This window comes from Thermodesulfobacteriota bacterium, from assembly GCA_036482575.1.
In the GTDB taxonomy this organism is placed as follows: Bacteria; Desulfobacterota; GWC2-55-46; order GWC2-55-46; family JAUVFY01; genus JAZGJJ01.
Map to the genome: position 1 here is coordinate 1 of JAZGJJ010000081.1, position 14,987 is coordinate 14,987.

At 58.0% G+C, this 14,987-nt stretch carries 12 protein-coding genes; 10 read left to right on the forward strand and 2 right to left on the reverse strand.

Going from position 1 to position 14,987, the window contains the following annotated elements:
• The 9 genes from V3W31_03455 to V3W31_03495 all read left to right on the forward strand — a co-directional run.
• A partial coding sequence (locus tag V3W31_03455; protein MEE9613997.1) for a J domain-containing protein occupies positions 1 to 723 on the forward strand: 723 nt, incomplete at its 5' end.
• A 57-nt stretch (positions 724 to 780) separates the two neighbouring features.
• A complete protein-coding gene (locus V3W31_03460) occupies positions 781 to 3,060 on the forward strand; it encodes an ATP-dependent Clp protease ATP-binding subunit (protein MEE9613998.1) in 2,280 nt (759 codons plus the stop codon).
• Between the two features lie 9 nt (positions 3,061 to 3,069).
• The gene (locus tag V3W31_03465; GenBank protein ID MEE9613999.1) at positions 3,070 to 3,903 is read left to right on the forward strand and encodes a universal stress protein; all 834 of its coding nucleotides are present in this window, start codon (positions 3,070 to 3,072) and stop codon (positions 3,901 to 3,903) included.
• Between the two features lie 183 nt (positions 3,904 to 4,086).
• The gene (mgtE, locus tag V3W31_03470; GenBank protein MEE9614000.1) at positions 4,087 to 5,433 is read left to right on the forward strand and encodes a magnesium transporter; all 1,347 of its coding nucleotides are present in this window, start codon (positions 4,087 to 4,089) and stop codon (positions 5,431 to 5,433) included.
• Positions 5,430 to 6,233 carry a DNA repair protein RecO gene (recO, locus tag V3W31_03475; protein ID MEE9614001.1) on the forward strand — a complete coding sequence of 268 codons (804 nt, stop codon included), beginning with the start codon at positions 5,430 to 5,432 and terminating at the stop codon, positions 6,231 to 6,233. Before mgtE ends, recO begins: the two co-directional genes overlap by 4 nt.
• Positions 6,234 to 6,250: 17 nt before the next feature.
• Positions 6,251 to 7,162, forward strand: a complete 912-nt coding sequence (gene glyQ, locus V3W31_03480) for a glycine--tRNA ligase subunit alpha (GenBank protein MEE9614002.1) — start codon at positions 6,251 to 6,253, stop codon at positions 7,160 to 7,162.
• A 263-nt stretch (positions 7,163 to 7,425) separates the two neighbouring features.
• A complete protein-coding gene (locus V3W31_03485) occupies positions 7,426 to 7,779 on the forward strand; it encodes a PilZ domain-containing protein (protein MEE9614003.1) in 354 nt (117 codons plus the stop codon).
• A gap of 192 nt (positions 7,780 to 7,971) precedes the next feature.
• Complete coding sequence (gene hemL / locus V3W31_03490) at positions 7,972 to 9,255, forward strand: glutamate-1-semialdehyde 2,1-aminomutase (protein ID MEE9614004.1); 1,284 nt, start codon at positions 7,972 to 7,974, stop codon at positions 9,253 to 9,255.
• A gap of 583 nt (positions 9,256 to 9,838) precedes the next feature.
• The gene (locus V3W31_03495) at positions 9,839 to 10,315 is read left to right on the forward strand and encodes a hypothetical protein (GenBank protein ID MEE9614005.1); all 477 of its coding nucleotides are present in this window, start codon (positions 9,839 to 9,841) and stop codon (positions 10,313 to 10,315) included.
• A 670-nt stretch (positions 10,316 to 10,985) separates the two neighbouring features.
• Here V3W31_03495 and V3W31_03500 read toward each other — a convergent pair.
• Entirely contained in the window at positions 10,986 to 11,963 is a 978-nt protein-coding gene (locus tag V3W31_03500) for a hypothetical protein (protein ID MEE9614006.1), read from the reverse strand.
• A 22-nt stretch (positions 11,964 to 11,985) separates the two neighbouring features.
• Positions 11,986 to 13,020 carry a tetratricopeptide repeat protein gene (locus V3W31_03505; GenBank protein MEE9614007.1) on the reverse strand — a complete coding sequence of 345 codons (1,035 nt, stop codon included), beginning with the start codon at positions 13,018 to 13,020 and terminating at the stop codon, positions 11,986 to 11,988.
• A 229-nt stretch (positions 13,021 to 13,249) separates the two neighbouring features.
• Between V3W31_03505 and V3W31_03510 the strand changes: the two genes are divergently transcribed.
• A complete protein-coding gene (locus V3W31_03510) occupies positions 13,250 to 14,956 on the forward strand; it encodes an NAD+ synthase (protein ID MEE9614008.1) in 1,707 nt (568 codons plus the stop codon).
• Positions 14,957 to 14,987: the final 31 nt, after the last annotated feature.

Consider the following 14,987-nt stretch of genomic DNA (forward strand, 5'->3'; position numbering starts at 1 on the left):
GGTCCGTTCCCCGGTGGCTTCGACTTCAAGGACTTCGGCTTCAACATGGGCGGGGTCGAGGACATCTTCGGCGATATCTTTGGTAGAAGTGGGGGTAGAAGTGGGGGCAGGAGTGGGGGCAGGAGCGGGGGAAGAGGCGGGGCAAAGGCGGGGCCGGGGAGAGAGGCCCGGAAGACGGGGCCGAAAAAGGGAGGCGACATCGAATACCCGCTCGATATAGAGTTCATGCACGCGCTTAAGGGGACCGAGGTAAGGATAACGGTCAGGCGTGGAAAGGGGAAAGAAAAGCTTACCGTAAAGATACCCCCCGGCGTCAAGGACGGGTCGAGGGTAAGGGTCAAGGGCAAGGGCGCCGCCGGCACGCTCGGCGGCCCTTCCGGAGACCTCTATATAGTGGCCCGCGTAAAGCCTCACCCGCACTTCAGAAGGGTTGATAACGACATATACATGGACGTACCGGTCACCGTGACCGAGGCCGCGCTCGGGGCCGAGATAAGGGTCCCCACCCCCGGAGGCACGGCCACGATAAAGGTCCCCGCCGGAATCCAGGGCGGGCAAAAACTCCGGCTTCGGGGCAAGGGGGCGCCGCATAAAGGGGGCCGCGGGGACCAGTACGTCGTTATACGGATAGCACTGCCAAAGAGCCTTGACGCCAAGAGTAAGAAGCTCCTCGACGAGTTCCAAAAAATAAACCCCTATGAACCAAGGCGAGGTTTATGGTAATATAAAAAGTGGTAAGGGACGGGACTTACCCGTCGGCTTTTCTAAGCGGGGTTTGCGATGACCGAGCTTGAAGGCATAAGGGAAAGGTTCTCTCCAAAGGCCCAGAGAGTCCTTGACGGGGCCGTCGAGGAGAGCAAAAACCGCCAGCATTACTACCTGGGGGTGGAGCATCTCTTCCTCTCCTTTGCCAGGGTCGAGGAGGAGTTCTTCCGGGAGGTCATGGAGGACCTGAACCTCGACGTCTATCACGTCCTTAACTTCCTCAAAGAGCACCTGAACATCTCGCGCCAGTATATAGGGGTCGGGCTCAAGATACCGCCTGCCACCAAAAACATCTTCCGGCTCGCCAGTGAGGAGGCACAGAGGTGGGGCAGGGAGGAGGTGGAGTCGACCGACCTCCTCATGGCCATCTTCCAGGAGAACCACAGCCTCCCGGCCAAGATATTCCGGAGCTTCGGACTCGACCCGGACTACGTGATGCGCAGGATAAGCGTCAGGGTGAGGACCAAGGAAGAGAAAGACGAGGAGGTAAAGAAGAAGTACGACCTCCCGCCCAACATAAAACACTTCGCCGTAAACCTCAATAAACTGGCCCGCTTCGACAAGCTCCCGCCCGTAATAGGCAGGGACGACGTGATAGACCAGGCCATCGAGATACTCTACCACGTGGACAGGTCCAACTCCGTTATGTTCGTCGGCGAGCCGGGGGTAGGCAAGACCGCCGTCGTGGAAGGTCTCGCGAGAAGGATAGAGCTCGAGCCCAAGAGGGTCCCCGAAAGGCTCCGGGACAAGCAAATAGTAAACCTCCAGATGAACTCGGTCGTGGCCGGCACTATATTCAGGGGGATGTTCGAGGACCGCATAGAGAAGATAATAAAGGAGCTTAAGGAGAGGAAGAACATAATATTTTTCGTGGACGAGGCACATACGCTTATAGGCGCCGGCAGCGCCATGGGCGTGCCCTCGGACGCGGCCAATATCTTCAAGTCCACCCTCGCGCGCGGCGAGGTCCAGATAATAGGGGCCACCACGCTCGCCGAGTACAAGGAGTACATAGCCGAGGACGAGGCGCTCGCCAGGAGGTTCAGGCTGGTGACCGTCCAGGAGCCCTCGATAGAGGACACCAGGCGCATACTCTACGGCATAAGGCCCAGGCTGGAGAAGAACTACTCGGTTACGATAAAGGACGAGGCGATAGAGTGCACGCTCGATATGAGCCAGAGGTACATGAGGAGCCTCAAGCTCCCGGACAAGGCCATAGGCTGGCTCGACACCTCGTGCGTGAAGGTGGAGATAAACAGGCCCGATGAGCCGGTCGGGGTCGATGACGTCGTGGAGGTCATCTCCCAGGAGACCCGTATCCCCAGGGACATGATATACAGGGACACCACCGAGAGGTTCCAGGAGATGGAGGAGGCGCTAGGCCAGCGGGTCGTCGGCCAGAGGGAGGCCATGGAGGCGCTCGCCAGGAGGCTCAAGCTCAACAAGGGCCCGCTTAAGGAGAACTACTCGAGGCCCGACGGCGTGCTCCTTTTTCTCGGGCCAACGGGTGTCGGGAAGACGGAGCTGGCCAAATCTCTCTCCGGATTCCTCTTTGGCGACGACAAAAAGATTATAAGGGTGGACATGAGCGAGTACAAGGACTCGGGCGTGTCCATCGACAAGCTCATCGGCATGCCGCGGGGGATAGTGGGCTCGGAGAGGGGCGGCATACTCACCAACCAGGTCCGGGATAACCCGTATTCCGTGGTGCTCCTCGACGAGGTGGAGAAGGCGCACCCCAACGTCCTTAACCTGTTCCTGCAGGTGTTCGACGAGGGGTGGCTCACCGACGGCAGGGGGAAAAGGGTCTACTTCAGCGACACCGTAATAATCATGACCAGCAACCTCGGCTCGGACGAGTTCAAGAAGTTCATGAAACCCATGGGGTTCCTGCCCGAGGGGGCTAAGACGGACGCGCTCAAGAACAGCATCATAAAGGAGGTGGAGAACGTCTTCTCCCCCGAGTTCCTGAACCGCATAGACGACATAATCGTCTTCTCCCCTCTTACCGAAGAAGAGGTGCGGGAGGTGACCAGGCGCTACCTTGACACCATAGCCAAACACATGACCGGTTACGGAAAGACGCTCGAGATAACCGACGGGGCGGTCGAGAAGCTCGTTGAGGACGGCTACAGCCCGAAGTACGGCGCCCGTTTCCTCAAGAGACTCATAGACGACCGCGTGAAGATACCCATAACCCTTAAGTGGAAAGACGGCGAGCTTTTCAGGGTGGACGCAAGCGGCGGCGGGATAACCGTCGAGGTCTTGTCCTCCCCGGAGCCCGCCCTTGCCTGAGGCAGGATATTGATAAGGAAGATACTCATTTCACTTGACGGCTCCGCCCACGCCGCCGCCGCCACGGAGTGCGGACTCTGGCTCTCCCGGGGTCTGGACGCCCGTGTCTCCGGCATCCACGTGGTCGATGTGGCGGCCCTTGAGGGCCCTTTCATCCACGACCTCGTCGGGTCGCTCGGCTTCGAACCCCTCCTTAACTCCTCGACCAAGATGAAGGAGATCCTCACCGAGGTCGGAAGGAGCATACTCGACTCCTTCGAGCAGGACTGCGCCAAGGCCGGCGTGGAGGTCGAAACCCAGCTCATCACAGGTGTAGTCACTAACGAGATAAGCGAGAGGGCCAAGCTCTCGGACCTCGTCATAATGGGCAGGAAGGGCGTGCACGAGCGCTTCGAGCACGGCCTTCTGGGCTCGACGACCGAAGGGGTTATAAGGAAGTCCCCCACGCCGGTCATGATCGTGCCGGAGAAGTTCACCGAGCCCCGGAGCCCTCTTATTGCCTATAACGGCAGCCAGAACGCGGCGAAGGCCCTGCATGCCGCCGCGGAGTTCACTAAAACCCTTGCGCTCCCCCTGACCGTCCTTACCGCCGCCAGGGGGGATGAGACCGACGCCATCTTGAAGGGCGCCGAAGACTACCTGAAGCCCTACGCCGTAGAGGCGAGTTTTGCCCGCGTGGAGGACGAGCCCGCGGTCGGCATACCCGCCTACTACGGCGAAAAAGGCCACGACCTGCTCTTCATGGGCAGTTCACACCACTCCAGGGTCGTGGAGATGGTGCTCGGGAGCACCGCCGAGGCCGTCACGAGAAAGGTGGAGGGCCCGGTCTTCTTCCAGAAGTAAGCCCCCAGTTTTTCATCTATCACCCACCTCCCCATCTCTTTTCCCGGGAACTCGCCCGTATCTTATTGACTTACCTTTTTTTTATGTGCTAAAAAGATGAAAGGTCGTGATGCGTATTTGAAAGATTTTCCGCATCACGCACACGCATAACGCATCACGGTATTTATTGTCATGGCGATTGAGATGAAAGACAGCCGCATAGAGGAGGTCAAGGCCCTCCTTCATGGTGGGGACGTGGCCGGGGCCGGAAGGTTACTGGCAGTACTCCACCCCTCGGACACCGCGCGGGTGCTCGAGGGTATAGAGCAGCAGCGGGCGCTCGAGATATTCCGCTCCTTCGCGCCGGAGTTCGCCTCGGAGGTGCTGCTCGAACTCGACGAGAGGCTCCGCAAGGCCGTGCTATCCTCCATACCGGAGACCACGCTCGTCGAGGTCGTCGAGGAGATGGAGACCGACGACGCGGCCGACGTCATCTCCGGGCTGCCCTCGGCCGAGGCCAGGAAGGTCCTCGACGGCATCGACTGGAAAGAGTCGATACACGTCCAGAAACTCCTTAAGTACCCCGACGATACGGCCGGGGGGAAGATGCAGGCCGAGCTGGTCTCGGTCGTAGAGGACGCGACCGTGGAGGAGACCATCGAGGAGGTAAGGAGGAAGAGCGATGAGGTCGAGAACATCTCGAGCGTCTTCGTGGTAGACGGGGAGGGGAGGCTCGTTGGCGCGGTGCCGCTTACAAAGCTCATATTCGCAAGTGCCGGCGACGCGGTCAGGAGTGTTGCGGACACCGGTCCCGTAAAGGTCTCGACCGATGTGGACCAGGAAGAGGTGGCGAGGATGTTCCAGCGCTACGACCTCCTGAGCATGCCCGTTGTGGACGGGGAGAACCGGCTGGTGGGCCGGATAACCATAGACGACGTGGTGGACGTTATAGAGGAGGAGATATTCGAGGACTTTTACCGTATGGCGAGCCTTAATACGGGCGAGCGCGCCCTCGACCCCCCGGGGAGGTCCTTTGGGATGCGCTCGCCGTGGCTGCTCCTTAACCTCGGCACGGCCTTTATAGCGGCAAGTGTCGTAAAGCTCTTCGAGGGCACCATTGAGAGCATGGTGATGCTGGCGGTCCTTATGCCCGTGGTGGCGGGGCTCGGGGGGAACGCGGCCACACAGACCATAACGGTAGTGGTAAGGGGCTTTGCGCTCGGCGAGATAGGCATGGCCAATGCCAGGAAGCTCCTTATAAAAGAGGTGATGGTGGGGCTCGGGAACGGGCTGCTGGTGGGGGCCGTTGCCGCGCTCTTCGCTTGCCTCATAGGCGCGAGCTTCATGGTAGGGGTGCTTCTTTTCCTGGCTATGACCGCGAGCCTCGTCGTGGCGGGCTTTAGCGGCGCGGTTATACCGCTCATCCTGAAGTGGCTCAACGCCGACCCGGCACTCTCGGCGAGCGTCTTTGTCACGGCCTGTACGGACGTGGGGGGGTTCTTCACCTTGCTGGGGCTCGCCGCACTCTTCATGAAGGCGGGGTGGTTGTGAAGAGACGGGGTTCGTTCAAGACGGAGGCGGTCGTGCTCAACTCCATCGACTACGGCGAGTCCGACAGGATACTTACCTTTTACACGCCCGGCGACGGCAAGATGAGCGGCATAGCCAAGGGGGCGCGCAGGAGCAGGCGGAGGTTCGTCGGCAACCTCGAGCCGCCCTCCCATATCTCTCTCATGTACTACCACAAGCCCGGGGCCGGGATGGTGAGGGTCGAGGCCGCCTCGCTCGTCGACGGCTTTAGCGGCCTCAAGGCGGATATCGAGGGGCTTGCCCGCGCGAGCTACCTCCTTGAGCTCGTGAGCGAGATGACAGGGGAGGGTCAGGCCAACCCGGCGCTCTTCGAGTTGCTGGTCGGCTTTCTGCGGGTCATGGATGGGTGGGATGGACGGGCCGAACGGGATGGACGGGGCGCGGGAGGGGAGTCCCTTCTGAGGTTCTTCGAGATAAAGCTCCTGAGCATACTCGGCTACATGCCCCATCTCGAGGGGTGCGTGGTCTGCAGGGGAGGGACCGACGGCCCGGGCAGGACCGTATTCAGCTCCGAAAAGGGGGGTATGGTCTGCGGCGGCTGTGCGCGCGGGCTCACCGAGACCGTACCGCTGTCGGCCGGTACGGCCAGGTTCCTCGCCATGGCCGCCAGGCTCGATATGGATAAGCTCACAAGGCTTGTGCCCGACCCCGCACTGCTCCGGGAAGGGGAGAGGGTGCTCACCCGCTTCATACGCCACCAGACGGGCAAGGAGCTTAAGACCGTAAAGTTCATGGAAAAACTCAGGGCCGCCGCACTGTAGATGCGAGAGGAGGGAAGATGCTCTTTCAGGACGTGATAATGGGGCTTCAAAAGTTCTGGGCCGAGAGGGGCTGTATAATACACCAGCCCTACGACATCGAAAAAGGGGCCGGTACGTTCCACCCGGCGACGTTTCTGAGGGTGCTCGGGCCCGAGCCATGGCGGGCCGCCTATGTGGAGCCCTCCCGCCGTCCCACGGACGGCAGGTACGGCGAGAACCCCAACCGCCTGCAGCACTACTACCAGTTCCAGGTGATACTGAAACCGTCGCCCGACGACATTCAGGAGCTATACCTGGAGAGCTTGAGGTATCTCGGCATAGACCCGCTCGAGCACGACATACGGTTCGTCGAGGACGACTGGGAGTCGCCGACGCTCGGGGCCTGGGGGCTCGGCTGGGAGGTATGGCTCGACGGAATGGAGATAACGCAGTTCACCTACTTCCAGCAGGCCGGGGGCATAGACCTGAAACCCGTCTCCGGGGAGCTTACTTACGGGATCGAGCGGATCGCAATGTACCTGCAGGGGGTGGACAGCATCTACGACCTCGAATGGACTCCAGGGGTGAGCTACGGGGACGTGCATCACCGGGGCGAGGTCGAGTACTCGAGGTACAACTTCGAGGAAGCCGATACGGGGATGCTCATGAAGCTTTTCGACATGTACGAGGCCGAGTGCAAGAGGCTCTTGGGTAAGGGGCTTGTCTTCCCCGCCTACGACATGTGTCTTAAGTGCTCGCATACCTTTAACCTGCTCGACGCCCGGGGCGCGATAAGCGTGGCCGAGAGGACGAGGTTCATCGGCAGGGTCAGGGCGCTCGCCAGGGGCTCGGCCGAGGGGTACCTCGGTGTGCGCGAAGAGATGGGCTTTCCGCTGCTGAAAGAAGAGAAGAATGGAAAAAAAGGGGAAAAAAAGAAAAAGGCGGGTTGAGGGGGCAGGGTCGTTCGCTGCCAGGCCCTTCCCGAGCATATTTATGGTATAATTAGTAAGAGCGGGGCATCTTCAATAAAAGAACCGCCGGGTCCTGGAAAGGTAAAGATTTTCCGTAATCTGATAAAAATTTCCGAATCCCGGGGTTGCCCGATAGCCCCTCACAGGCGTAACCCCTTGATTTTTAAAGACCTCCATATCTGGCACGTTTCTTGCTTATTTATATAAGTAAGCAGAACGACTTATAGAGGGAGGAACCTGGAATGAGAGCCAAGAGAAATAGAAAGAGGGTCATGCTTCTGTATAAGGTGCGGTTCGGTATTGGCACCGAGCCGGAGCATAGCTCCATTATTACCACCTTTTCCGACAGGGGCGCGCAGATCAAGACCAACACGGTCTATGAAAAGGGCACGTTGCTTCACCTTACCATAGAGAAAGATTTCTGGAAGTACGAGGCCGAAGCTGTCGTGGTCTGGTCGAAGAAGGTGACGCCCGAGGTCGCGCCTTACGTAAACCACGGCATGGGAGTGCAGTTCACGAGCCTGGACGAGGGGCTCGCCCACCTTTACGACAGGAAGATAAAGGCCCTCGGCGGAGGGACGGAGACCATCCTTTAGGCCGCGGGCCTTTTTATCAGGCCCGCACGCAGTCCGTCTTGCCTTTCCATCCCCTATTCACCCCCCCCGTCCCCACCCAAATGGGCCTTGACAGGCCCACCCGCCTCATGTAGTATGATTTTGTCGCCGCAGGCGAAGGGTGAGCTAACCCTTTGATTTAACTAAAAGAAATTTTACAGGAGGGGTCTCTTTATGGGTACGGCCAGGTCCATGCAGCTTCTTAAAAAGGCGGAAAAACTTATCCCCGGCGGGGTGGATTCGCCCGTTCGGGCCTTTAAGGCCGTCGGTGGGAAGCCGCTCTTCATAAAGAGGGCCAAGGGCTCGAAAATCTACGATGCGGACAACAACGCCTATATAGACTACGTGGGGAGTTGGGGGCCGATGATTCTCGGCCATGCGGAGGCTAAAGTGACGGCCGCTATTAAGAAGGCCGTCGACAGGGGCACCAGCTACGGCGCGCCAACGGATCTCGAGGTCGAGCTCGCCGAGCTTGTCACGGGGGCCTTCCCGTCCATGGACATGGTGAGGTTCGTGAACTCCGGCACCGAGGCCACGATGAGCGCCATAAGGCTCGCCCGCGCCCATACCGGCAGGGACAGGATCGTAAAGTTCGAGGGCTGCTACCACGGCCACTCCGACGGTCTGCTCGTTAAGGCCGGGAGCGGGGCGGCCACCTTCGGGGTGCCGGACAGCCCCGGCGTACCCGAAGACATAGCGAAGAACACCTATAACGCGGTCTTTAACGACCTCCGCTCGGTCAGGAGGATATTCGAGAAGGACCCCAAGGGGGTGGCCTGCGTGATAGTCGAGGGCTCGCCCGGGAACATGGGGGTGGTCAAGCCCAAGGCTGGCTTCATGGAGGGACTCAGGGTGCTGACGAGAACCTACGGGGCCGTATTCATAATGGACGAGGTCATGAGCGGCTTCAGGCTCTGCTACGGAGGGGCGCAGACGGTGCACAACATAGCGCCCGACATGACGTGTCTGGGGAAGGTCATAGGCGGGGGGCTCCCGGTGGGCGCCTTCGGAGGAAAGAGGGAGATAATGGAGAAACTCGCGCCGGTCGGGCCGGTCTACCAGGCCGGTACGCTCTCGGGGAACCCGCTTGCCATGACCGCGGGCATAGAGACCCTCAAGCAGCTCCAGAAGAAGGGCGTATATGAAAAACTTATCGAGACCACGGACACCCTATGCGACGGCATAAGGGAGGCCGCCAAGGCGAGGGGTGTCGAGTGTCGGGTGGCGAGCGCCGGGAGCATGTTTACGGTATTCTTCAGCGACAAGCAGGTAAAGAGCTATAAGGACGCGAAAGGCTGCGATATGGAGAAGTTCTCGAACTACTTCGGGCGCATGTTAAAGCACGGCGTCTACCTGCCGCCGAGCCAGTTCGAGGCCGCGTTCGTGAGCCTCGCCCACACAAAGGCCGACATCACAAAGACGCTGGAGGCCGTGGATAAGAGTTTTAAAGGACTGTAGGCATACAGGGCGCCATAACTTCGCATACCTTCGTTGCTCCTCTGTTCGTCGCTTTGGCGTACACAAAAGTACGCCTCACTCCTCACCTTCGTCGCGCCTCGGTCTGCTTTGTTCTGACGCCCTGTATGTGTATTACTCGACCTGCCGGGTAATGTCTGAGAAGGCGTCGATTTCTTCCTGAAGCTACGCAATTGTAATTCCCTCCAAAGTGTTGTATATTCCTATCGATAATCAATAAAGATGGTTTCGGCGTGAGGACACGCCGAAACATGGACTTGGGGTCAACTATACTGTGAAAGAAACGTGGCAATTCATTATAGGTATTTCATTTTTTTTCGTCGCTCTTGCTTATTCATTGGCATCGGCATTCACAAAAATATTTTATGCTAATAAAGACATAAGTGAATTAAGCCATATTGAAAGGGATATTCTCTACGGGAGAGCGTCGTTTGCCCAAAAATTATCCTGTTTCTTATTTAACCTTATCTCGTCACCGTTTAGTCCAGCAGTGTGGATCGTGTCCATCTTGTTGGGCGGTATTATTATAATTCTCTTCAGAGTCCTTTGACTAAGGCGCCATATTATGAGCACAATCTCCAATCTTTCAGTTTACTATGAACTTGCTAAAGAATCGTTGGCCGAATGTCAGCGACTCTCGAAAAGTCAACGGAGACCCAAGGCTGGCGGTGAACCAGGGCACATCATTACTTATGACCCCACGGCCAAGTCTTTTAAACATGCTTTAACAGCAATTGTATTCTCCGGGATTTATCTCGAAGCTTTGATGTTCGTCGAGGGACGCAAGCGACTTGAAAAACGCCAATATAAGAAGATGGACGGTCAGACTTACGAACAGAAGTTGTGTGCTTTGGGCATAACGGATGCAAAGGTTCTTAGCGCATGTGCGAAGTTTAGAAAAACCCGTAACGACCTCGTGCATGAAGAAGCAATAGATTTGTCACTGGCAACGAAAAAGAAGTTTCGCTGGGCTCAGGATGAAGCCGAGCATGCTCTGGATTTTATAAGCAATATTTCGACGTTGTTGCATCGAGGGCCCTAATAAATTGATATTCCATGTTTCGGTGTGGGGACACACCGAAACATGGAAGAAGGAGATAATATTGCGTGTCATTAGATTAATTGTGCTATTTGTTGTTTTTGGAGCTATTGCAATATTTATATCAGGTTTTATAAGTGTGCCCGTTTCTGACTATTTATTTCTTAGTTTGATATTATCTCCAATGGCTATCCTTCAGCAAGACATAGTGAAATGTAGGTCTTCAATGATGTCGGGTAATTCTGTAATTTTTTCTCGGAATATTATTCTTTTCAGAACACTTAATGCTATTAGTTTTTTAGTTTTGATATATTTTATGTTTGAATATGGGGCAGCGCATTCTTCTTCAACAGCAATCATGTTTTTTCTTTCTGGCTTAATAATTCAGGCACCATATTATACGGCTTTAAGACTCATGCTACCCTTTGATGTTTTATTGTCGCCACTTAGTATTTTAGGACTTATGCTGTTTTATATGTTTGTATTGCATTAATAATTTCTGCAGTTAATAGTGGCAGGACTAAATGAGAGACACTTCCCTCATTTTTTTAATCCACAGTTCTCTCCGTAATCGTTAATCCTCCTCGGGTCGAGCATTGGGTCTGATGTTTCGGTGTGTCCCCGTATCAAGTACGGGGCAGGCCCCACACCGAAACAAATATTACGACCCCCCCTATTCGAACCCTATTGTAACCTCCCCGTTCATCTCGAGCCTTATGCCGGGGATGAGTTTTAGTATCTCCTTGGACTCTTCGAGGGTCCGGGGCTTGGCGGCGACGAATTTTTCAAACTCCTCGACGCTTTCGAGGAGCTTTCCGAACTCTATCTCCATAAGCGTTACCCTCGACCCGTCGCGGTGGGTGGCGTCGGTCTCCACTATCGAGCCTTCCACCTCCACGGCTATGGAGATCTTCATCCCGCGGAACATCTCCCTCATCATGAGCTCCGCCATGTCGCGCTTCTGATTATCGTCCGGCCCCGTTTCTTTTCCCCCCTCAGAACCCTCCGGCTTCTCCTCGGTCTTTTCCTCGTCCTCGGGCTCAAACTCTTTTTTCGGCATGGTTATGATAAGCACGGAGGGCTTGCCTTTCTTGAAGCCGAACCTGACGAACTCCTCCTTCTTCTCTTCCTTCCCGGACTTCTCCCCGGATTCCTCTGATGGTCCCGCAGACGACCCTTCTCCGCCGCCCGGCGGGGCGTCGGGCACTGTCGGACCGGACGGCATCTTATCCGAGGGGTTCTGGTTTATAAGGAGTTTTTCTATGTCCGTAAAGGCGTATATCGCGCGGTAGCCCTCGCCCGTCTCGGTGGAGACCTTCTCCCCGGACAGGTAGGTCACACCTTCCCCCATTGCCGCGGCCCTCTTCTTCATCTGCTCTTCCGGGAAGAGCTCGAACTCCTTCGCCTCCTCTTTCCCCTTTCCCCCTTTTTCCTTCGGGGCTCCCCCTCCTTCTTCCTTGCCGGCCATCATGTTCGCCATCTGCTCCGCCATCCGCTTCATCTGCTCTGCGGCGTCTTTTCTCAGGAGGACGGTCTCCTCCACCGTGCCGCTCCCGTCGGGCCGGACCTTTATGAGCGTCTCCACCTCCATGCAGCCGGTTAGAGATAGTACCGCAAGGGCTATAAGCCAGGATCGCGTAATCTTTTTCATGCCGGTTCCTTTCTCGGTTTTGTCATGGCAGGTTGAGCGGCAGCTCTTCGGGGGCCTTCTCTATCGCCCGAAGAACGAGCCTTGCGTAACGCTCCTCGACGCCGAAGCCGTGCTTGCGGGCTTTTTCCAAGGCGTCCTTCAGTCCCCTTAGCGCCTCCCTCCTCTTTCCTTTCTTGAAGTCGGCCTGTCCACGGGATAGCGCGCAGTAGACGAGCCCCCTCCTGTCCCCGGTCTCTTTAAAGAGTTTTTTCGCTTCCTCGAAGTTTTTTAACGCCCGGGCATTCCGTCCGAGAAGCTGGTAGGCCGTGCCCTCGCCCCAGAGCGTGTAGGCGTAGCTGACCCTGTCGCCTATCTTCCTGTAATGCCCCCGCGCTTTTTTGAAGTATTCGAGCGCCTTCTCGTGCTCCCCCGTCATCCTCAAGGCGTTCGCCAGGCCGCAGTAGGAGTAGGCTATGCCGAAGGTATCGCCCGTACTGCGGAAGAGCTTGTTGGCTTCCTTGTAGTACTTCTGCGAGCCGGCGGTCCTTCCGGCGACGCGCGAGGCGCCGCCGAGGCCCGTGAGGCAGTAGCCCACCCCGGCCCTGTCCCCCAGCCGGGTGAAGAGTTTCTTCGCTTCCCTGAAGCCGGCGAGCGCGCCCTTGAGGTCGCCCTTTACCCGGAGCGCACCGGCGTGCGCCCAGAGGGCGAAGGCCACTCCCTCCCGGTCCCCGTTCTTCTTGTAGGAGCGGAGCGCCTTGGTGAAGAGGGTTATCGCCTCCCGGAACTCCCCCCGTGCCCTGAGCGCGAGCCCGAGCCCCACACAGGCGTCGAGCGCCGCCTCGTCGTCGCCGAGGGAGGCGGCCAGCGCGCGGGCCCGCCTGTAGCAACTTCCGGCTTCGGTGAACTCACCGGACATCCGGAGTACGTCGCCGAGCGAGAGCAGGCAGGCCAGCCTTAACTCCCGGTCCTTCCCGGCAAGGGCTCTGGCTTCCCTGTAAAGGGGAATGGCCTTCAAGAACTTCGAATCGGCCCGGAACTTTTCGGCCTTCTCGAATAATTTGTAAGGGTCTGAGCTCATGGCAAGGGTAGATTATAGGCCGATGTGACTTTGTTTGTAAAGGGTTGCACCGTGCCGGTGTCACACCGGGCGGGGCTTCACTTCACGACGACCGCCGGGGTACGAGATACTAACGCTGTATTGGGCCATTTATGACATTAACCGTGCGGCAGCACCACCGTGCCGGTGTCACACCGTGCGGGCGGCTTACGTTCTTTACACCCCCAACCTTTTTTGTTAACCTCTACCCATGCCTGTCTTGAGAATTGCCATGGCCCAGATGAACCCCACGGTGGGTGATTTGAAGGGCAACGCCGGAAAGGTGGTCGAGTTCGCCGAGAGGGCTTGTGCGGCCGGGGCCGACCTCGCGGTCTTCCCCGAGTTGGCGCTGACGGGCTATCCGCCCGAGGATCTGCTCCTGAAGCCGAGCTTCATAAAGGACAACGTCGAGGCGTTGAAGAAGATAAGCCGTAAGGTGCGCGGCATCACGGCGGTCATAGGCTTTGTCGACGGAGGGGGGGGAGACGACATCTTCAACGCGGCCGCCGTGGTGCACGGCGGTGAGGTGGCGGACGTCTACCACAAGATGCACCTCCCGAACTACGGCGTCTTCGACGAGGAGAGGTACTTCCGGGCCGGTACCCAGCCGCTTAACTTCACGCTCCACGGCGTTACGGTCGGGGTGGGCATATGCGAGGACATCTGGTTCCCGGAGGGTCCGGCCCGGCAGCAGGCGCTTTCGGGCGCCGGGCTTATAGTCAACATAAACGCCTCTCCCTACCATCTGGGCAAGGCGCGCTTGAGGGAAGAGATGCTTGCCCTGAGGGCCGTGGAGAACAGGGTCGTCGTAGCCTATAACAACACCGTCGGCGGGCAGGACGAGCTCGTCTTCGACGGCCAGGGGCTTATAGTAGACGAGCGGGGCAGGGTGGTCGCAAGGGGCAGGGCGTTCACCGAAGAGCTTATAGTGGCGGACCTGGAGATCAAGGGCGCCCCCACAGGGGAAAGGGCGGGGGGCGTGAGGGAGATTACGCTCGGCGGCGGCCGCAAGAAGAAGAGGAAGAGGACGGCGCGCCGGAAGCCGTCCCCCCCCTCGCGTCCGCTTCGCCCTATCGAAGAGGTGTTTAACGCGCTAAGGCTCGGCACCGGGGACTACGCGGGAAAGAACGGCTTTAAGCACGCGGTAATAGGCCTGAGCGGCGGCATAGACTCCGCCCTTGTGGCCGCGGTGGCCGCAAAGGCCCTCGGCCCCGAGAACATAACGGGTGTCTTCATGCCCTCGGACTACACCTCCGACAGAAGCCGCAAGGACGCCGAAAGGCTCGCGAAGAACCTCGGCATAAAACTCCTTACCATACCCATTCAGGAGACCTTCGAGAGCTACCTGGGCATACTTGAAAAACCCTTCGGCAGGAGGAAGGGGGACGTAACCGAGGAGAACCTGCAGGCAAGGGTGAGGGGGAACGTCATAATGGCCCTGAGCAACAAGTTCGGGTGGCTTGCGCTCACTACCGGCAACAAGAGCGAGATGAGCGTCGGCTACGCCACGCTCTACGGCGATATGGCCGGAGGCTTCGCCGTCATAAAGGACGTCCCCAAGACGATGGTCTACGAGCTCTCCGCGCACATAAACAGGAAGGCGAAAAGGGCCGTAATACCCCGGAGCGTTATGACCAGAGAGCCCTCGGCCGAGCTCCGGCCGGACCAGACCGACCAGGACTCGCTCCCGCCCTACGAGATACTCGACCCCATACTCAGGGCCTACGTCGAGAGTGACAGGTCCGGGGAAGAGATAGTCGCCATGGGCTTCGACAAGGCGACTGTCGAGAGTGTAATAGGGATGGTCGACAGGAGCGAGTACAAGCGCCGCCAGGCCCCGCCCGGAATAAAGATAACCCCGAGGGCCTTCGGCAAGGACAGGCGCATGCCCATTACCAACGGTTACGTGAAGCGTTAGGAAGACGGAAGGCATATATGGGGAGCGTTAG

Coding starts and splice junctions, on each gene's coding strand:
- V3W31_03500 (MEE9614006.1), bottom strand. CDS start 11,963: ATGAAAAAGATTACGCGATCCTGGCTTATAGCCCTTGCGGTACTATCT.
- V3W31_03505 (MEE9614007.1), bottom strand. CDS start 13,020: ATGAGCTCAGACCCTTACAAATTATTCGAGAAGGCCGAAAAGTTCCGG.
- V3W31_03460 (MEE9613998.1), top strand. CDS start 781: ATGACCGAGCTTGAAGGCATAAGGGAAAGGTTCTCTCCAAAGGCCCAG.
- V3W31_03510 (MEE9614008.1), top strand. CDS start 13,250: ATGCCTGTCTTGAGAATTGCCATGGCCCAGATGAACCCCACGGTGGGT.
- glyQ (MEE9614002.1), top strand. CDS start 6,251: ATGCTCTTTCAGGACGTGATAATGGGGCTTCAAAAGTTCTGGGCCGAG.
- V3W31_03485 (MEE9614003.1), top strand. CDS start 7,426: ATGAGAGCCAAGAGAAATAGAAAGAGGGTCATGCTTCTGTATAAGGTG.
- V3W31_03495 (MEE9614005.1), top strand. CDS start 9,839: ATGAGCACAATCTCCAATCTTTCAGTTTACTATGAACTTGCTAAAGAA.
- mgtE (MEE9614000.1), top strand. CDS start 4,087: ATGAAAGACAGCCGCATAGAGGAGGTCAAGGCCCTCCTTCATGGTGGG.
- hemL (MEE9614004.1), top strand. CDS start 7,972: ATGGGTACGGCCAGGTCCATGCAGCTTCTTAAAAAGGCGGAAAAACTT.